Raw genomic sequence first — 18,483 nt, forward strand, 5'->3', positions numbered from 1 at the left:
CCGGCGGCCGGGTCAGACCGCGTCGCGCGAGCGCCGGGCGCGGTAGGCGAGGACGGCGAGGCCCGCGAGGAGCAGGTCGGTCACCGTGAGCAGCACCCGCGACAGCAGCGCCACGGCCAGCGCGGCGCCCGAGGGCAGCACCGACGCCAGCCCCAGGACGATGATCACCTCCCGCACGCCGGCGCCGGCCGGCACCACGACGAACAGCAGGCCCGCCACCCAGGCCAGGGCGAAGATGCCCAGGCACTGGAGGGCGACCTGGGGGCCCGCGGACACGTCGTCGGGTGCCGCGTCGGCCACGAGCGCGTACAGCTGCAGGCCGTAGAACACCCACGCGACGACCATCCAGCCGACGGATGCGGCCAGTGCCCGCACCGACACGTCCAGGTCGTCCGCCGGGCGGCGCAGCAGCCGGAACAGCAGCGCCGACCACCGCCGGATCACGGGCGGGTACAGCAGGACCAGCAATGGCGGCAGGAGCAGGACGACCCACCAGTACCCGCGCCGCAGTTCCTCGGTGGAGAAAGGCAGGGCCAGGCCCAGGACGAGCACGGCACTGACCGCCGCGGTGACGATGGTCAGCAGCCCCACCGTCGCGGAGCGGCGGGCCGGGACCCGGTACTCCCGGGCCAGCTCCACCTGCGCGAGCACGCTCCACACCGAGCCCGGGATGAACTTCCCGAGCTGCGCGACGAAGTAGATGCGGGCGCCGGCCGCGAGCGGGATCGGGGACCCGAGGTCGAGGATGAGCACCCGCCAGGCGAACATGGGCACGACGCCGCCGACGAGCACAGCCAGGAACGCGAGCACGAGCGGGAAGGCGGAGACGTCGGCCACCGCGGCCAGGAAGTCCTCGCGGGTCCGCCAGATGACCAGCCCGCACGCCACGAGAGCGGCCACGAGGAAGGCGGTCCGGACCACCCAGCGCCACCCGCGAACCCGCGTCCGCCCGGCCCCGTCCGCGGGGGCCGACACGGCTGCCCACTCCTGTTCGGACATCGCGGCCACCCTAGGCTACGGACAGTCCCGTCCCGGCTCACGCCACGGCACCACCCCCACCCGAGAGGTTGCATGCGCGTCCTGGCCTTCGGCACCTACGACGTGTCGCGTCATCCCCGGGTCGGGGTCCTCGTCGCCGGGCTCCGCGACCGGGGCGTCGAGGTCGAGGAGGTCGTCCGGCCGCTCGGGCTGAGCACCGCGGAGCGGGTGCGCATGCTCCAGCAGCCCTGGCGGCTGCCGCTGCTCGTGGTGCGGCTGCTGCGGTGCTGGACCTCGATCCTCGTGCGCGGCGTCCGGGCCGTCCGCAGGTCGCCCGTGGACGCGGTGCTCGTGGGCTACCTCGGGCACTTCGACGTCGTCCTGGCCCGGCTGGCCTTCCCGCGGACCACCGTGGTCCTCGATCACCTCGTGTTCGCCGGCGACACCGCCCGCGACCGCGGGGCCGGCGCGGGGCTCCGCGGCCGGCTGCTGGACGGGCTGGACCGCCTCGCCCTGGCCTGCGCCGACGTGGTGGTCGTCGACACCGAGGAGCATGCCGCGCTCGTCCCCAGCCGGCGCCGCGAGGACACCGTGGTCTGCCCGGTCGGCGCGGACGTCTCGTGGTTCGAGGCGCAGCAGGCCGCCCCCGCCCCGCGGGCCGACCGGCCGCTGCGTGCCGTCTTCTTCGGGCTGCACACCCCGCTGCAGGGCACCGTCACCATCGCGCAGGCGCTGGCCCTGCTGGCCGACCGCCCCGACATCGAGGTGACGATGGCCGGCAGCGGCCAGGACTTCGAGCGCGCCCACGCGCTCGGCCGCGCGAACCCGCACGTCACCTGGCACGAGTGGATCCCCGCCCACGAGCTGCCGGCGCTGGTCGCGGCCCACGACGTCTGCCTCGGCATCTTCGGCACCGGGCCGAAGAGCCGGCGCGTGGTGCCCAACAAGGCCTACCAGGGCGCGGCCGCGGGCTGCGTCGTCGTCACCGGTGACACCCCGCCGCAGCGCCGGGCGCTGGGATCGGCGGGCGTGTTCGTCGAGGCCGGCGACGCCGCCGCGCTCGCGGTCGCCCTGCGGCGGCTGGCCGACGACCGGGCGGCGACCGCGGAGCTGCGGACGGCGAGCGCCGCCCGGGCCCGCGAGATGTTCTCGCCGCGGGCCGTGACCGCACCGCTGCAGCAGGCCCTCGCCCGGCGCCATCCCCCGTCGACGTCTCTCCAGGAGCACAGATGACCCAGGCCCCGCCCCTCCCGCCGCTGACCCTCCGGGCGTGGCTCCGGTGGGACTTCATCCGGCGGTGGGTCGAGGAGATCGCGCCCGCGACGGTGCTCGAGTTCGGCTGCGGCATGGGCGCCGCGGGCAGCCGCCTGGCTCGCGGGCGCACGTACACCGGCATCGAGCCCGACGCCCAGTCCCGCGCGGTCGCGGCCGAGCGGGTCGGGGCATCCGGTCGCGTGCTGGCCGGGGACGAGTCGCTCCCCGCGGAGGAGACGTTCGACCTCGTCTGCGCGTTCGAGGTCCTGGAGCACATCGAGGACGACCGCGCCGCCCTGCAGTCGTGGACCCGCCGGGTGCGTCCCGGAGGGCACCTCCTGCTCTCCGTCCCGGCCTGGCAGGACCGCTACGGCCCCATGGACGCCGAGGTGGGTCACTTCCGGCGCTACGACCCCGACCAGCTGGCCGCGGTCCTGGCCACCACCGAGCTGGAGGTCGTGCGGACTGTCCTGTACGGCTGGCCGCTGGCGTACGTGCTCGAGGACGTCCGCAACCGCGCGCTGCGCCGGGCGGAGGCCGCGGCGGCGGAGCGGTCCATGGACTCCCGGTCGGCCGGCAGCGGACGCGCCTTCCAGCCCCGCAGCACTGCCGCCGGGCTGGCCACCCAGTGGCTCAGCCTGCCGTTCCGCGTCGCCCAGCGCCTCCGGCGCGACCGCGGCACCGGACTGATCGTCCTGGCCCGGCGGCCGGCCTGACCGCTGACACCGCTGACCCGGGGCGCCGGGTCAGGTCTCGCCGCGCGACCGGACGATCAGGTCGGCCAGCAGCGCCAGCGTGAAGATCAGCAGCCCGCTGATGAACAGCAGGACGGCGTTCGTGGTGATGCCGAAGTTGTAGCGGATGACGTCGATGACGCCCTTCACGAACGACAGCCCCAGCAGGGTCAGCGCCAGCGGCATGAGCACCTTGATGGGATTGAAGTACATGACCATCCGGAGCACCTGGAGGATGTAGCGGTAGGCGTCCTTGGTGAAGTGGAACTTCGACTGGCCGGACCGCTTCGCGTAGTCGATCGGCAGGTACTCCACCGGGTGCTGGTTGGACAGGAACGACATCGTGATCGTGGTGACGCAGCTGAACCCCGGGGGCAGCAGCCGCAGGTAGGGCAGGGAGACGTCGCGCCGGAACGCCCGGAGACCGGAGTTGAGGTCGGGGATCTTGGTCGCCGACAGCCGCTCGGCCACCTTCCGGATCATCCACTTGGCGGGCACGCGGAGGAACTTGTGCGTCCCCTCCTCGGTCGTCCGGGCGCCCACGACCTGGTCGACGCCCGGGTCCTGCACCAGGTACCGCACGAACTCGGGGATCCGCTCGTTCGGGTACGTCATGTCCGCGTCGGTCCAGACGACGATCCGCCCGTAGGCCTCGCGGGTGCCGATCCGGCGAGCCGTGCCCGACCCGCCATTGACGCGGAAGGGCATGAGCCGCATGTGCGGGAAGCGCGGCAGCGCCTCCCGCAGGACCTCCAGGGTCCGGTCGGTGGACTTGTCGTCGATGACCAGCAGCTCGTAGCTGAACTCGCTGTCGTCCATCGCCTTCGTGATGCGCTCCACCTCTTGGAGGACGTGCGCCTCCTCGTTGAAGCACGGGAGCACCACGGTGACGTCGAGACTGTTCTCCCCCGCCGGCTGCTCGGCAGCGGTCACGGAGAGGTGCGCAGGAGCAGCGGTCACAGTGGGCTAGCTTAGGCAAAGGCCTCAGTCACCGCCCCGGCCCGCGCCTGGCGACAGGCACTGCGCCGGGAGTCCGCTGTCATCGGCCACGGTCCCCGCGCGACTCGTCGCAGGTCAGCGGACCGACCCGCCCGTGACCGATCCGGAGGAACTCCGTGCCGCACCCCGCCGACCAGGCCGAGTCGGACCGTCCCGGGCTCGGGCGGAGCGCGTCCCGCTTCCTGACCGCCGTCCTCGTCCTGTCCGCGCTGGCGTTCGTCGTCCTGACGCTGGGGTCGTCGCTGGTCGGGCAGACGGCGTTCTACGGCGGCGGCGAGCTGGTCAACCACAAGCCGTGGCTCGCCTACGGCCAGGAGCCCATCGAGGTCACCAACAACACGATCGGCGACACGATCGACTCCGCCATACCCGGGCGCGCCGAGATCGTCGACCGGGCCCGCGACGGCGACTGGGCGGGCTGGTCCTCGCGCCAGGGCGCCGGGGGTGCACTGCTCAGCACCCCGTCGTACGGCCTGCTGGCACCCACCGGGTGGGCCTGGTGGGTGTTCCCGCACAGCATGGCGCCGGCCTGGGAGAAGCTGACCGTGCTCGTGCTGGCCACGGCCGGCACGGCTCTGTTCCTCCGGCGGTGGAGGCTGGCCCCGCACGCCGCGTGGCTGGGCGGCATGGTCTACGCCGGCAGCGGTTTCATGATCGCCTGGACGAACTGGCCGCACGCCGGTGTGGCGGCGATGCTGCCGTGGCTGTTCTGGTCGGTCGAGCGCGCCCTGCAGGTGCGCACCTGGCGGGCCCAGATCCCGGTCGCGCTGACCGTCGCCTTCCTCCTCCTCGGCGGGTTCCCGGCGGTGACCGGCCTGGGGCTCTACGCGGCCGGCGGCTACGTGCTGCTCCGCCTGGCCACCCGCGCGGTGGACGGCCCCCGGCTGCGGGCCGCCCTGCTCGACGTGGGCCGGCTGGTCGCCGCGCTGGCGACGGGCTTCCTGCTCGCCGGCGTGCAGCTCGCGGGCTTCGTCTACACCTTCGTCGACCTCGACACGAGCTACCGGGCGGAGTCCTTCGACCGGCTGATCCCGCTGCGCATGGCGCTGACCTCGCTGTTCCCCAACGCCTGGGGGACGCTGCACGGCGAGCCCTTCCAGACCGCGACCAACCCGATCGAGGCCGACGCCTACCTCGGCGCGGCCGCCGCGGTGCTGGTCGTCGTCGCGCTGCTGGTGCGCCCGGGGGGTGGCGTGCCGCGGGGCGCGCGCTCCTACTTCGCCGCCGTCGCCGCCGTCGGCGTGCTGCTGATCTACGTGCAGGGCCCGCTGCTGGACTGGGTGGGTGCGCTGCCGATCTTCTCCGGCAACCCGATCGGCCGGCTGACCTCCGTGGTGCTCCTGGCCGCGGCCGTGCTCGCCGGGCTGGGGTTCGACGCCGCGCTGCGGGGCCTCCCGGTCACCGGCCGGTGGTCCCGTCCGGCGCTGCTGGCCGGGATGGGCGCGGCCGTGGCCGTGGTCGGCCTGGCGGCGTTGTGGGTGTACCGCCGGACGGCGGGACCGCTCGACCCGGCGCAGCAGCGAGCCATCCTCGCCCTCGCGATCGCGGCGGCCGTGGCCACCGCGGGCGCGGTCGTCGTCACCGCGTTCCGCCCGTCCTGGCGGGTGGCCGTCCTGGCGGTCGTCCCCGTCCTCGTGGCGGTCCAGGCGGTCACCGCCGCCCGGCCCATGTGGGCGCAGGTCGACCGCGAGGCCTTCTACCCGACCACCCCCGTCCACGACTTCCTGCTCGAGCACCAGGGCAGCGACCGCATCGCCGTGACCGGGTCGACCATGGTCAGCGGGCCGACCGCCTACTACGGCCTGCGCACCGCACCCGGGCACGTGTTCTCGACCTCGGAGTTCAACGACCTCCGCCGCGCCGTGTGTGAGCCCTGCCTGCTCAGCGCCACGAACTGGGTGCTGCCGCGCGAGACCGACCTCGACATCTGGCAGTCCCCGGGCCTGGACCGCATGGGCGTGCGCTACATCACCGTCGACCCCGACCAGGAGGTGCCCGGCCGCGTCGAACCGGTGGAGTCCGAGGAGGAGGCCGAGCTCGAGCCCGTCGCCGTCCCGACGGCCGACGCCCCCCCGATGACCGCGGAGATCCCCGGCGGGCCGCTGCGCGGGCTGGTCCTGGACTTCCGCAGCAGCCCGGCCACGCCCGGGGACGGCCACCTCGTGGTGCGGGTGCTCGACGAGGACGGGGCAGAGCTGGCGGCCACCCGCCGCTACGTCCAGTACCCCCGGCCACCGTCGTCCCTGACGGTGCCCCTGGTCGGCGAGTCCCTGCCCGAGGGTGGCACCGCCACCGTCGAGATCTCCTGGGTCGGGTCGTCGGACGCACCCCTGGTGGGTGCCGACGGGTCCGGACGGCCCGGCCTGTCCGTCGTCCGCCCCGAGGACGACGGGCTGCGCATGGTGCACGCCGAGGGGGCGGTGATCTGGGAGCGCCTGACCCTGGCGCCCCGCGTGCGCTGGGCGTCGGCCACCGAGGTGATCGCGGCACCGGAGGACCGGGTGGCGGCCCTGACCGGGGGCGACCTCCCCGCCGACACGGTCGTCCTCGACCGGGCGGCCGACGACCCCCTCGAGGGCAGCCCGGCGACGGTCGAGGTCCTCGAGGACAGCGGCGACCGCGTGCGGGTGGACGTGACCGCCGAGGGTGCCGGGTACCTGGTCCTGGCCGACTCCGTCCAGGTGGACTGGACGGCGACGGTCGACGGGGCCCCGGTCGACATCGTCGATGCCGATCACGCCTTCGGCGCCGTGCCGGTCCCGGCCGGCGACCACGAGGTCACCTTCACGTACACGCCTCGGGGCGCCGCGGCCGGCCTCGCCGCCACCGGTCTCGGCGCCGTGCTGATCCTGCTGATGGCCCTCGCGCCCTGGTTGCCCCGCGGCCGTCGGCTCCGGCCCGACCGCGCCTGATCCCGGCACGCCGGGACCCCTGCGACGGATGTGACCGACGGGTACCACCCGCTGCGTCCGGTTGCTCGTGTCGCGGGTCCGCGCGGGCCCGGCGTGCCTACGATCGGCGCTCCCCCACCGCCCGTGCGGCGCCGGACCGGCGCCCCCGGGGATCGTGGTGGCGGACGGGCCCGTCACAGCCCGCCGAGAGTGAGGAAGCCGGTGAATCGACAGCGGGTCCCCGGGCCGGGCGCCACGAGCGGCCGCCCCCTCCCCGCACGGCTCGACCCGCGCCTCGGCCGACCTCCCCGTCCCCGCCCGCACCGCGACCACGGCTCCCTGGCGGGCTCCTCCCGGTCGTGGGACCGCGAGGCCGTCGAGGAGGATCCCGGCTTCGGCCGCGTGCTCGCCCTCACGGTCCTCGGTGCGCTGATCCCGGGCTCGGCCCTGGTGGTCGCGGGCCGCCGCCGTCTGGGGTGGCTGCTGATCGCGGGCCTGGTCGCCGTCGTCGGCGGCGCCGCGTGGCTGGCCACGGCCGGGCAGGACGTCGCCGTCCGCGTCGCGGTGGACCCGACGGCCCTCCTGCTGGTCATCGCGGCCGCGGTCGGGCTGGCCGTCGTCTGGTCACTCGTGATCATCGCCGGCTACCGGATGCTGGCCCCCGACTCCACCTCGCGGCCGCAGCACGCGTTCGGCGGCCTGCTCGTCGTGCTGCTGGCGCTGGCCGTCGCCGCACCCGCGTTCGAGGTCGCCCACCTCGCCTCCGTCCAGCGCGACCTCGTGAGCGGCCTGTTCGGGGACTCGGGGAGGTCGGCGACCGTGCCGACGGCCGACGCCTGGGCGGGCAAGGAGCGCGTGAACATCCTGCTGCTCGGCGGCGACGGCGGCGACGGCCGGGACGGCGTCCGGACCGACACGGTGATCGTCGCCAGCATCGACACCGAGACGGGCCTCACGACGACCATCAGCCTGCCGCGCAACCTGCAGGAACTGCCGTTCCCCGAGGACAGCCCGCTGGCCGACGTGTACCCCGACGGGTTCTGGGCCGGCAGCGAGAGCGAGAGCCTCCTCAACGCGGTGTACCGGAACGGCCCCGCGGCGCACCCCGACATCCTCGGCCCGACCGACAACCCCGGGGCGGACTTCCTCAAGCTCGGCGTGGGCGAAGCGCTCGGCCTGACCATCGACTACTACGTGCTGGTCAACCTCGAGGGCTTCAGCCGGCTGATCGACGCCCTCGGCGGCATCACGGTCAACGTCAACTACTACGTGCCCATCGGCGGCGAGCCCACGCTGGGCTACCTGCCGCTGGCCTACATCGCGCCGGGCCCGAACCAGCTCATGGACGGCGAACGGGCCCTCCACTTCGCCCGCGGGCGGTTCGGGCTCACCGACTACCAGCGGATGGACCGTCAGCGCTGCATGATCGACGCGATGATCGCGGCAGCGGACCCCATGACCCTCCTGCGCCAGTACCAGGAGATCGCCGCCACGACGCAGGACATCGTCACCACCGACATCCCGCAGTCGGTCGTCGGCGACCTGGCCGACCTGGCCCTGAAGGTCAAGGACGCCGGCATCCGCAGCCTCGTCCTGGACGACAGCGTCATCCGGCCGGCCTACCCCGACTACGACCTGATCCGCAGCCTGGTCAGCGAGGCCGTCGCCACGGGCGGCACGGCACCGGCGCCGGCCGGGGCCCCCACGGGCGAGCCGGGAGCGGGAGCCCCCGTCGCCGTTGGTGAGCCGTCGGTGGCCGGCGGGCAGACCGGGGCGACGACGTCGGCTCCCCCGGTACGCGCCACCGCCGATGCCTGCGCGTACGACCCGGTTGCCGCCCGCGAGGCGCTCGACGAAGGCCAGCCTCCGACGAGCAGGTGACGTACCAGACACCGAACGGGTGAAAACGCCGGTCAGGGCCGACTCTCCGGAGTGGGTGCCGGCCGTCGCGCTGGCGCATCGCTGCTCCTGCGGTGATGGTAGGTGCGTGGGTCACGTTGAGAAGTGCGGTTCCTGGAGTCCCTCGACCGGCTGTTTCGCCGTCTCTTTCGTGTCGGCGGTGCCCCGGTGACGATCACAGGGCGCCACGAGATGCCGCACGGAGCGGCCACCCGTCACCGGTTCGAGGGCAACGTCGTCCAGACCGACGGTGTCCGGTTCGACGACAACCACGTCGAGGACATCGAGCTCAGCGTCGTCCTCCCGTGCCTGAACGAGGCCGAGACGCTGGAACTGTGCATCCGCAAGGCGCGCGCGAGCCTCGACGAGCTCGGCGTCCGCGGGGAGATCGTCGTGGCGGACAACGGCTCGACCGACGGCTCGCAGGCCATCGCCGAGGCGGCCGGCGCGCGCGTCGTCCCGGTCGATCGTCGCGGGTACGGGGCCGCGCTGCGCGGCGGCATCGACGCCGCCCGGGGCCGGTACGTGCTGATGGCCGACGCCGACGACAGCTATGCCCTCGACGACCTGGGTCCGTTCCTCGAGGCACTGCGCGGCGGCGCCGACCTGGTCATGGGCAACCGCTTCCAGGGCGGCATCGCCCCCGGCGCGATGCCCCCGCTGCACCGCTACCTCGGCAATCCCGTGCTCTCCTGGGTCGGCCGGCGCTTCTTCGGCATCCCGGTCGGCGATTTCCACTGCGGCATGCGCGCGTTCCACCGCGACACCATCCGCAGCCTCGGCATGCAGACCGACGGCATGGAGTTCGCCAGCGAGACCGTCGTCCGCAGCGCGCTGGCGGGCCTGCGGATCACCGAGGTGCCCACCACCCTGCGGCCCGACGGCCGCAGCCGGCCGCCGCACCTGCGCACCTGGTCCGACGGCTGGCGGCACCTGCGCTTCCTGCTCGCGTTCAGCCCGCGCTGGCTCTTCCTGTACCCCGCGCTGCTGCTGCTGGCCGTGGGCACCGTCGGCCTGGCGGCGCTCTCGGGTGGTTCGGTGCAGGTGGGTGACGTCACCTTCGGCATCCACACCATGCTCGCCAGCGCCACGCTGGTCGTCGTCGGCCTGCAGGTGGGCGGGCTGGCCCTGGTGGCGCGCGCCTACGCGTCGGGGCTCGGTCTGCTGCCACCCAGCCCTCAGCTGGAGAAGTGGATCGACCGGGTGACCGTCGAACGCGGGCTGATGCTGGGCGCCGTCTCGGTCCTGCTCGGCATCGGTGCGTTCGTCTACGCGCTGGCCAGCTGGGGCGCCGAGGGATTCGGCGAGCTCGACCCGGTCTCCTCGATGCGCCTGCCGATCCTCGGCATGGTGTTCGTGGTCGGCGGCGTCCAGATCGCGGTGACCGCCTTCGCGGTCAGCCTGTCGGGAGCGGCTCGGCAGGATCCTGCTCCGGCTCCCGCCGCGGCTCCGGCGGCTCGGGACGACGTCGCCCACCCCGACCCGGAGCGCTCGACCGTCCTGCGCTGATCGACGCGACCCCGGCCGCGATGCCCACGACCGCGAAGGCCGTCGCCATCGCGTAGCCCGGGAGCAGGTAGCGGGCGACCACGTCGAAGTCGGCGGTCTGGATGACGGCGAGCAGGAAGGACCGGACGGCGAACCCGGCCGCCAGACCCAGCGCGAGGGCCAGCAGGAAGCCCGCGGGCCGCCGGCCGCGGACCGCGCGCACGACGGCCGTCCCGCACCCGGCCAGGCCCAGCAGGACCGATGCGGGCACCAGCACCCCGTAGAGGCTGCCCAGGGCGTCGTAGGGCCCCTGCCGCTCGCGGAACTCGGTCATCTCCTGCTCCGCGGCCGCGGAGCTGTCCGGGAGATCGCTGACGACGAGGGCGTACTCCGCCCGGAACAGCTCCGGCAGCTCCGGCGTCACCGTGGGCGTCTGGTACAGGTCGCGGGCGGTCAGCGTGTCCCAGGCGAACCCGGCGATGTTCGCAGCGAGGGGCCCCAGCGGCGCCCGCTGCAGCGGCTGCAGGCTGGCCGGCAGCCGCGCGGCACAGGTCAGCCGGCCGTCGTCGCAGGCCGCCTCGATGTCGGCCGACAGCCGCCCGAAGAAGGCCTGCGCGTCCTCGGCGGTGTCGAAGTGCCCCCGCTCCTCCGCCGCCTCGCGCAGGGCCCAGATCATCCATCCGCCCGAGTAGTCGCAGACGGCGCCGTCCTGGACCACGCACCCGAAACCGCGCCATTGGTTCTCCGGGTCCTCGAGGCTCCGGCGCAGCTGTCGCGCGGCGGGGCTCACCTCGTAGACCGCTTCGCGCTGGTCGGCGTCGATCGGGACCCGCGCCGGCCGGGGGCCGGCGTCCACCCGGCTCCAGTCCGCGTACGCCCGGAGGAAGGTGCCCTCCCCCTGGTCGTTGAGCAGCAAGACCCCGTACCGGTCCTCGTTCACGGCACCCACGGCGTACAGCGGCGCCACGGCGAAGACCGCGACCAGCACGGTCGCCACGGCCGGCCGGGCGATCCACCACCGGCTCCGGGGCTCGTCGTCCCGGCGCCGTCCCCGCCAGGCCACCAGCAGGACGGCGAGCACCATCACGGCCAGGGGCGGGAGGATCGTCACCCCCTCCTCGCGGGTGAGCCAGTACGCGGCGCCGACGATCCCGGTGCTCACCGCGCCGAGCACGATCCACACCCAGCGGCTCCGGCGGGCCACGCCCACCGCGGTCAGGAACCCCAGGGCCAGGACCAGGACGCCGAACGAGGCGAACAGGTTGTCCCGCATGACGTCGGCGCTGTTGACGCCGAAGTTCGCCGGGTCGAGGGCCAGGAAGACGAAGCCCGCCGTGGCCATCCACGGGCGCCGCGTGCACACGAGGACGGCGAGGGCGACCGCGGCCGCCGCGCACAGGTGGACGAGCTGCTCGGCCACCTTGAGGTCGACCCGGAACCCGTGGGCCAGGGCGATGAAGAACGGGTAGCCGGGCCCCTTGGCCAGCGTCAGCAGGTCGTAGTCGCCGAGCCAGTCACCGACGACCAGGTTGCGGCCGAGCCGGGCGAACAGCAGCCCGTCGTAGCTCGAGGTGTTGGGCACCAGGGGGACGCCGCTGCGCAGGACGAGGCTCGCCCAGCCGGCCAGCACGACGACGACGGCCTGCACGGCCAGCGCTGACCACGACCGCACCCTGGGGGCCAGTGCCCGCAACGACGAACCGCCCTCAGCCCGAGGGATCGGGTTCGCGGGGCCACCCCTCCATGGCCCGCGCCAGCGCGTCGCGCCAGGGACGGGTGGGGGTCAAGCCCGCGGCCGCCCACGCCCCGCCGTCGAGGACCGAGTACGCCGGGCGGGGCGCCGGGCGGGGGAACTCGGCCGTCGTGATCGGCCGGACCCGCTCGGGGTCGGCGCCGATCTCCTCGAAGACGGCCCGCGCGAAGCCGCACCAGCTGACCTGGCCGGAGTTGGTGCAGTGCAGCACCGGGGGGACGTCGCCCTCGCGGACCCCGAGCTCGACCAGGCCTGCGGCGAGGTCGGCGGACCAGGTGGGCGACCCGACCTGGTCGTCGACGACGGTGAGGGTCTCGTGCTGACCCTCGAGCCGGATCATGGTGCGCACGAAGTTGGCACCGTGCCGTCCGTACACCCAGGCCGTGCGGACGACGGCGGCGTCCCCACCGACCGCGGCGACCGCCTGCTCACCGGCCGCCTTCGTGCGGCCGTACGCCGAGCGCGGCGCGATCGGGGCGTCCACCGGGTAGGGCTCGCTCGCCGTGCCGTCGAAGACGTAGTCGGTGGACACGTGCACCAGCCGCCCCCGGCCGGCCATCTCCTCGGCCAGCCACCCGGGGGCCAGCCCGTTGACGACCTGCGCGGTCTCCTCGTCGGTCTCCGCGGCGTCGACCGCCGTGTAGGCCGCCGCGTTGACCAGGACCGCACGGTCGGCCCGCACGCCGGAGAGCCAGTCGTCGACGGTCGACCGGACGGCGGCCTCGTCGGTCAGGTCCAGCTCCGCGCGGCCGAGGCCGGTGACGTCGTTCCCGGGACGGCCCGCGAGCACCGCCAGGAGATCCGTACCGAGCTGCCCGCGGGCGCCGGTCACCAGCCAGGCGATGGTCTCGCCGCTGGTCACTCCGCGTCCTGCGAGCCCACTACCTGGTGCGCCGTCGCCGCCGCGGCCTTGAGCGGCTCCCACCAGGCGCGGTTGTCGCGGTACCACTGCACCGTCAGGGCCAGGCCGTCCTCGAACGTCATCCGCGGGGCGTAGCCCAGCTCGGCGGTCTTGGAGTAGTCGACCGAGTACCGCAGGTCGTGACCGCCGCCGCGCGGGTCGATGATGTTCTCGACGTAGCTCCAGTCGCGGCCGGTCGCCTCGAGCAGCTTCTCGGTGAGCTCCTTGTTCGAGAGCTCGCGGCCGCCGCCGATGTTGTAGAACTCACCGGGCCGGCCCTTCTCGACCACCAGCTGGATGCCCCGGCAGTGGTCGTCGACGAACAGCCAGTCGCGGACGTTCGCGCCCTCGCCGTAGAGCGGCACCTTCTCGCCGTCGAGCAGGTTGGTGACGAAGAGCGGGATGACCTTCTCGGGGAAGTGGTACGGCCCGTAGTTGTTGCTGCAGCGGGTGATGGAGATGTTCAGCCCGTAGGTCTTGGCGTAGGCCCGCGCGATCAGGTCGCTGCCGGCCTTCGCCGCGGAGTACGGGGAGTTGGGCTCGAGGATGTGGTCCTCGGTCCAGGAGCCCTCGTCGATCGACCCGTAGACCTCGTCGGTGGAGACGTGCAGCACGCGCCCCACCTTGTGGCGCAGCGCCGCCTCGAACACCTGCTGGGCGCCGAGGACGTTGGTCAGGACGAAGTCGGCGGCGCCGTGGATGGACCGGTCCACGTGCGACTCGGCCGCGAAGTTGACCAGGATGTCGTGGCCGGGGACGGCCCGGTCGAGGTCCTCGGAGCTGCAGATGTCACCCTGCACGAACCGGTAGCGGGGGTTGTCGGCGACCGGGGCGAGGTTGGCCAGGTTCCCGGCGTAGGTCAGCTTGTCGAAGACCGTGACCTCGGCATCCTCGAACCCGGGGTAGCCCCCGGTGAGCATGGTGCGCACGTAGTGCGAGCCGATGAAGCCGGCGCCGCCGGTGACCAGGATGCGCATCGAGTGGGAACCCTTCCGGGGTGGACGTGACAATCAGCACGCGGACGTGAGACACGGACGGTGCCAGTGTTACAGAGACCCCGGCCGGGTCCCCGACCTGTGACGGAAAGAGTCGTATCGTCGCGGCCGACTCCGCCGCTGGACGACGAGCTCGCGCGCTGTCGTCCGAGCAGGCCAGCCCGACGTGAGGAAGTCCCGTGAGCACGTTCGACCGAGGCAACGAGCCGCAACGGCCGCCGCTGCCTGCGCGCCTGGACCCGCGCCTGGGGACACCGCGCACGTCGCGCTCGCGGGACGGCCGGGGCGGTCAGGGTCCTGGTCGGGGTTCCGGTCAGGGTTCCGGCCGGTCCGGCGGCACCCGGATCGCCATCACGGCGCGCGCCGTCGCCGGCCTGGTCACCGTCTGCATCCTCGCCGCGAGCGGCTGGGGCTGGTATCTGGGCCGCGTCGCCGACGCGAGCGTCAACCGCACCGACGCGATCCCGACCGAGGGCAACGACGGCATCGGCGGCGGCGAGGCCATGAACCTGCTGCTGGTGGGCAACGACAGCCGGGCCAGCGCGACCCCGGATCAGCTCGACGACCTGAACACCACCGCCCACGAGGGCGTCAACACCGACACGATGATCCTGGTGCACGTGCCGGCCGACGGCTCGAAGGCCTCGTTCGTCTCCTTCCCCCGCGACTCCTACGTCGAGATCCCGGGCTACGGCATGGACAAGCTGAACGCGGCCTACGCCTACGGCTACCAGAACGAGGCCGGCGACGAGGCCACCGATGCCGAGCGCCAGGCCTCCGGCGCCCAGCTGCTCATCCGCACCATCAGCAGCCTGACCGGCCTTCAGATCGACCACTACGCCGAGGTGGACCTGCTCGGCTTCTTCAACCTCAGCTCGGTCGTCGGCGGCGTCGAGGTCAACCTCTGCGAGCCGGTGCAGGACGCATACTCGGGCGTGAACCTGCCGGCCGGCGTGCAGACCATCGAGGGCGAGCAGGCGCTGGCCTTCGTCCGCCAGCGGCACGGCCTGCCCCGCGGCGACTTCGACCGGATCATCCGCCAGCAGGTGTTCATCGGCGGGATGATCCGCAAGCTGCTGAGCGACAACGTGCTGTTCGACCTCGGCAAGCAGCGGCAGCTGGTGGAGGCCGCGGCGAACTCGCTGACCGTCGACCGTTCGCTGGACCTGCTCGGCCTGGCCGGTCAGATGCAGGCGGTGACGGCCGGGACCGTCGACTTCCAGACCATCCCCTACATCGGCGACGACGAGGACGACCAGGGGCGCTACATCCTCCGGCTCGAGGACGAGGACACGCTCCACGAGTTCTTCGCCAACCTCTCGGCCGACCCGGAGCCGCAGCCGGAGCCGACGGAGACCGCGGCCCCCGAGACGGTCGCCCCCGCCGAGGTGTCGGTGGCCGTCTACAACGGGTCGGGCATCTCGGGCCTGGCCGCCTCGGCGGCGGCCGCCCTGGAGGCGCAGGGCTTCGTCGTGACGAGCACCGGCAACGCGGACAACCACGAGTACACGGCGACCGAGATCCGGTACGCGGCCGGCGACCAGGCACTGGCGGCCACGCTGGCCGCGACCATCCCCGGTGCGACCACGGCCGAGGCGGAGGAGCCGACGCCGGGCACCGTCGACCTCGTCCTCGGGTCGAACTTCAACGGGGTCGGGCAGGCCGTGACGACCCCGGAGCCGACCGAGACGGTCGAGGGCGAGGACGCGCGCACCGCCGCCGACACCACCTGCATCAACTGACGGCAGGGCCGCCGCCCAGGGTGTCGAGAGCGCTGGCACCCTGGGCGTCGTGCCTGCCACCGGACCCGCACTGCCCGCGGACCTGCTGACCGCCGTCCTGCGCACCGACGCCGCCCGGCCGCTGTTCACCCAGTACGACGACTCGACCGGCGAACGGGTCGAGCTCTCGGGCGCCACGCTCGCCAACTGGGTCGCCAAGGCGGCGAACCTGCTGCAGGACGAGTTCGACATCGGCCCGGGCAGCACGGTGGCCCTCGCCCTGCCGGTGCACTGGCAGACCGCGGCCGTGCTCCTGGCCGTGTGGAGCTGCGGCGCGACCGTGCTCGACACCGCCACGGAGGACAAGGGCCGGCTGGCCGAGGCCGACGTCGTCCTGGCCGCCCAGGACCGCCTGCCGGCGCTGGAGGACGAGTTCCCCGAGGACGCCGCCGAGCTGGTCGGGCTCTCGCTGCACCCGCTCGGGCTGGGCATGGCCGGGTACGTCGGGCCGGCGCGGGACTTCGCCGTCGAGGTCCGGGCGCACGGCGACTTCTTCACCCCCTACCAGCCGCCGGATCCCGCCGTCGTGGGCCTGCGCCTCGGCGGGCTGGAGCTGACCCTGGGCGGCCTCGCCGAGGCGGCCCGGGAACTCGCCGCCCGCCTGGGCATCGCCGACGGCGAGCGCGTGCTGCTCGACGAGCGGGTCGCCGAGGAGGCGGGGCCCGTGGCGTGGCTGCTCGCTCCCCTGGCCGCGGGTGCCTCGCTCGTGCTCGTCCGCAACCCGGTCGAGCAGACGCTGCCCCGGCGGGCGGCCGACGAGCGGGTCACGGCCACCTTCGGACGGCGGATCGAGGGCCTGCGGGAGCTGGGACGGGCATGACCTTCTCCGTGGTCGCGCGCGACCCCACCACCGGGGAGCTCGGCATCGCCGTCTCCTCCTGCATCCTCGCCGTCGGCCGGGCCGTGCCCAGCGCCCGGCCCGGCGTCGGGGTCGTGGCCGTCCAGGCGCGCAGCCGGCGCGGGCTCGGCGGCCGGCTGCTCAGCGGGCTGGCCGAGGGCGCGGCGCCGGCCGACCTGGTCCGCCGGGCGGCGCACGCCGCCGAGGACGCCGACCGGCAGATCGCCGTCCTCGATGCGAGCGGCCGGATCGCGGCCGACACCGGCCAGGGGTCCTTCCCGGTCAGCGGCCACCTCGTCGGCGACGGCTGGAGCGTCCAGGGCAACATGCTGGCCTCGACCGAGGTGCTGCCCGCCATGGCGCAGGCCCTGGTCGCGGCCCGGGGCGGGCTGCCCGACCGGCTGCTCGCCGCGCTGACGGCCGGCCAGGACGCCGGCGGTGACCTGCGCGGCCGGCAGTCCGCGGCCCTGCTCGTGGTCAGCGGCGACCCGGCCACCGACGAGGACGACGGCGTCCGGATGGACCTGCGGGTCGACGACTCCGGCGACCCGGTCGCCCAGCTGCGGATGCTGCGCAACCTCCAGCGGGCCTACGACGAGCGCGACTACGAGATGCTGGCGCTGTTCGCCCCCGAGGGCGCGCGCGACCTCTACGCCGCCGCCGCGGCCTCCGGGCGGGGCGACCGGGAGGCCGCCCGCACCGCGCTGGAGGCCATGCGGACGCGGCCGGGGTGGTCGGCGTGGCTGGCCGCCATGGCCGGGGACTCCCGGCTGTCGGCGGTCAGCCGGCTGCTCGACTGAGTGCGCGTCAGCGCAGCAGGCTGCGGGCGATCACCATGCGCTGGATCTGGTTGGTGCCCTCGTAGATCTGGGTGATCTTGGCGTCGCGCATCATCCGCTCGACCGGGAAGTCCATCGTGTAGCCGGCGCCGCCGAAGAGCTGCACGGCGTCGGTGGTCACCTGCATCGCGACGTCGGAGGCGAAGGCCTTGGCCGACGCCGAGACGCGGGTGACGTCGGCACCGCCCTGCTCGCCGCGCGCGGCCGCGACGTAGACCAGGTGCCGGGCCGCCTCCACCTTCATCTCCATGTCGGCGAGCATGAACTGCACGCCCTGGAAGCTGCCGACGCTCGTGCCGAACTGCGTGCGGTCCTTCACGTAGGCCACCGCGGCGTCGAGCGCGCCCTGGGCGATGCCCACGGCCTGCGCACCGATGGTCGGGCGGGTGAAGTCGAGCGTGCGGAGCGCGGTCTTGAACCCGGTGCCGGGGGCGCCGATGATCCGGTCGGCCGGGATGGTGCAGTCGGAGAAGTACAGCTCGCAGGTGGGCGAGCCCTTGATGCCCATCTTGCGTTCCTTGGGCCCGACGGCGAAGCCCGGGTCGTCGCGGTGGACGACGAACGCGCTGATCCCGTTCGCCTTCTTCTCCGGGTCGGTGACGGCCATGACCGTGTACCACTCGGAGATCCCGGAGTTGGTGATCCACGCCTTGGTGCCGTTGAGCACCCAGCTGTCGCCGTCGAGGCGGGCGCGGGTCTTCATCGCCGCGGCGTCGGAGCCGGCCTCGCGCTCGGACAGCCCGTAGCTGATCATCGCCCGGCCGGCGGCGATCGAGGGCAGCACCTGCTGCTTGAGCTCCTCCGAGGCCGACAGGATGATCGGCACCGAGCCCAGCTTGTTGACCGCGGGGATCAGCGAGGCGCTGGCGTCGACGCGGGCGACCTCCTCGATCACGATGCAGGTCGCGATCGCGTCGGCCCCCTCCCCGCCGTAGGCCTCGGGGATGTGCGTGGCGTGGAAGCCCGCGGCGGTCAGCGCCTTCTGCGCCTCGATCGGATACCGGGAGTCGGCGTCGACCTCGGCGGCGAACGGGGCGATCTCCCGCTCGGCGATGTCGCGCACGGCGGCGCGGATGGCCTCGTGCTCCTCGGTCAGTGCGTACAGCCCACCGTTGTTACCCACGGGTAGATCG

Annotated in this window: 14 protein-coding genes; 8 read left to right on the top strand and 6 right to left on the bottom strand. The window is 73.8% G+C overall.

Features of this window, described 5'->3' with window-relative positions:
- Window positions 1–12: 12 nt before the first annotated feature.
- On the bottom strand, window positions 13–999 hold the full coding sequence (locus ABD644_RS00650; protein ID WP_344686546.1) for a lysylphosphatidylglycerol synthase domain-containing protein: 987 nt from the start codon (window positions 997–999) through the stop codon (window positions 13–15).
- A gap of 72 nt (window positions 1,000–1,071) precedes the next feature.
- Between ABD644_RS00650 and ABD644_RS00655 the strand changes: the two genes are divergently transcribed.
- Together ABD644_RS00655 and ABD644_RS00660 are read left to right on the top strand one after the other, a co-directional pair.
- Window positions 1,072–2,211 carry a glycosyltransferase gene (locus tag ABD644_RS00655; protein WP_344686547.1) on the top strand — a complete coding sequence of 380 codons (1,140 nt, stop codon included), beginning with the start codon at window positions 1,072–1,074 and terminating at the stop codon, window positions 2,209–2,211.
- A complete protein-coding gene (locus ABD644_RS00660) occupies window positions 2,208–2,948 on the top strand; it encodes a class I SAM-dependent methyltransferase (protein WP_344686548.1) in 741 nt (246 codons plus the stop codon). The genes ABD644_RS00655 and ABD644_RS00660 overlap by 4 nt, the downstream gene beginning before the upstream one ends.
- 30 nt (window positions 2,949–2,978) lie before the next feature.
- On the opposite strand, the gene ABD644_RS00665 is transcribed toward ABD644_RS00660, so the two are convergent.
- Complete coding sequence (locus ABD644_RS00665) at window positions 2,979–3,926, bottom strand: glycosyltransferase family 2 protein (RefSeq protein ID WP_344686549.1); 948 nt, start codon at window positions 3,924–3,926, stop codon at window positions 2,979–2,981.
- Window positions 3,927–4,081: 155 nt separating this feature from the next.
- Here ABD644_RS00665 and ABD644_RS00670 point away from each other — a divergent pair, with 155 nt between their 5' ends.
- The 3 genes from ABD644_RS00670 (at window position 4,082) to ABD644_RS00680 (ending at window position 10,264) form a co-directional block, all read left to right on the top strand.
- A complete protein-coding gene (locus ABD644_RS00670) occupies window positions 4,082–6,877 on the top strand; it encodes a YfhO family protein (protein WP_344686550.1) in 2,796 nt (931 codons plus the stop codon).
- A 201-nt stretch (window positions 6,878–7,078) separates the two neighbouring features.
- Window positions 7,079–8,737 carry an LCP family protein gene (locus tag ABD644_RS00675; protein WP_344686551.1) on the top strand — a complete coding sequence of 553 codons (1,659 nt, stop codon included), beginning with the start codon at window positions 7,079–7,081 and terminating at the stop codon, window positions 8,735–8,737.
- Between the two features lie 186 nt (window positions 8,738–8,923).
- Window positions 8,924–10,264, top strand: a complete 1,341-nt coding sequence (locus ABD644_RS00680) for a glycosyltransferase family 2 protein (RefSeq protein ID WP_344686552.1) — start codon at window positions 8,924–8,926, stop codon at window positions 10,262–10,264.
- On the opposite strand, the gene ABD644_RS00685 is transcribed toward ABD644_RS00680, so the two are convergent.
- From ABD644_RS00685 to rfbB, 3 genes are read right to left on the bottom strand one after another with little or no spacing between them, the layout of a single operon-like run.
- Window positions 10,152–11,915: a hypothetical protein gene (locus ABD644_RS00685; RefSeq protein ID WP_344686553.1), complete on the bottom strand. Its 1,764-nt coding sequence runs from the start codon at window positions 11,913–11,915 to the stop codon at window positions 10,152–10,154. The two genes, ABD644_RS00680 and ABD644_RS00685, sit on opposite strands and share 113 nt — an antisense overlap.
- A 34-nt stretch (window positions 11,916–11,949) precedes the next feature.
- Window positions 11,950–12,858 (bottom strand): dTDP-4-dehydrorhamnose reductase, encoded by a 909-nt coding sequence (gene rfbD, locus ABD644_RS00690; protein WP_344686554.1) that lies wholly within the window; start codon window positions 12,856–12,858, stop codon window positions 11,950–11,952.
- A complete protein-coding gene (gene rfbB, locus ABD644_RS00695) occupies window positions 12,855–13,874 on the bottom strand; it encodes a dTDP-glucose 4,6-dehydratase (protein ID WP_344686555.1) in 1,020 nt (339 codons plus the stop codon). Before rfbB ends, rfbD begins: the two co-directional genes overlap by 4 nt.
- Before the next feature lie 197 nt (window positions 13,875–14,071).
- On the opposite strand from rfbB, the gene ABD644_RS00700 reads away from it, so the two are divergent.
- Genes ABD644_RS00700 through ABD644_RS00710 form a run of 3 tightly spaced genes read left to right on the top strand, consistent with a single transcriptional unit; the run spans window position 14,072 to window position 17,311 of the window.
- Entirely contained in the window at window positions 14,072–15,634 is a 1,563-nt protein-coding gene (locus tag ABD644_RS00700) for an LCP family protein (protein ID WP_344686556.1), read from the top strand.
- 49 nt (window positions 15,635–15,683) lie between these two features.
- Window positions 15,684–16,493 (top strand): TIGR03089 family protein, encoded by an 810-nt coding sequence (locus tag ABD644_RS00705; protein WP_344686557.1) that lies wholly within the window; start codon window positions 15,684–15,686, stop codon window positions 16,491–16,493.
- On the top strand, window positions 16,490–17,311 hold the full coding sequence (locus ABD644_RS00710; RefSeq protein WP_344686558.1) for a DUF1028 domain-containing protein: 822 nt from the start codon (window positions 16,490–16,492) through the stop codon (window positions 17,309–17,311). Before ABD644_RS00705 ends, ABD644_RS00710 begins: the two co-directional genes overlap by 4 nt.
- 7 nt (window positions 17,312–17,318) lie before the next feature.
- Here ABD644_RS00710 and ABD644_RS00715 read toward each other — a convergent pair whose 3' ends face one another.
- The gene (locus ABD644_RS00715) at window positions 17,319–18,473 is read right to left on the bottom strand and encodes an acyl-CoA dehydrogenase family protein (RefSeq protein WP_344686559.1); all 1,155 of its coding nucleotides are present in this window, start codon (window positions 18,471–18,473) and stop codon (window positions 17,319–17,321) included.
- Window positions 18,474–18,483 lie beyond the last annotated feature (10 nt).

Origin of the sequence: Blastococcus jejuensis, from assembly GCF_039534705.1 — a bacterium.
GTDB lineage: Bacteria > Actinomycetota > Actinomycetes > Mycobacteriales > Geodermatophilaceae > Blastococcus_B > Blastococcus_B jejuensis.

Bases quoted from the DNA above. Each gene is read 5' to 3' on its own strand.
- ABD644_RS00650 (WP_344686546.1), bottom strand. From the start codon at position 999: ATGTCCGAACAGGAGTGGGCAGCCGTGTCGGCCCCCGCGGACGGGGCC.
- ABD644_RS00655 (WP_344686547.1), top strand. From the start codon at position 1,072: ATGCGCGTCCTGGCCTTCGGCACCTACGACGTGTCGCGTCATCCCCGG.
- ABD644_RS00660 (WP_344686548.1), top strand. From the start codon at position 2,208: ATGACCCAGGCCCCGCCCCTCCCGCCGCTGACCCTCCGGGCGTGGCTC.
- rfbB (WP_344686555.1), bottom strand. From the start codon at position 13,874: ATGCGCATCCTGGTCACCGGCGGCGCCGGCTTCATCGGCTCGCACTAC.
- ABD644_RS00710 (WP_344686558.1), top strand. From the start codon at position 16,490: ATGACCTTCTCCGTGGTCGCGCGCGACCCCACCACCGGGGAGCTCGGC.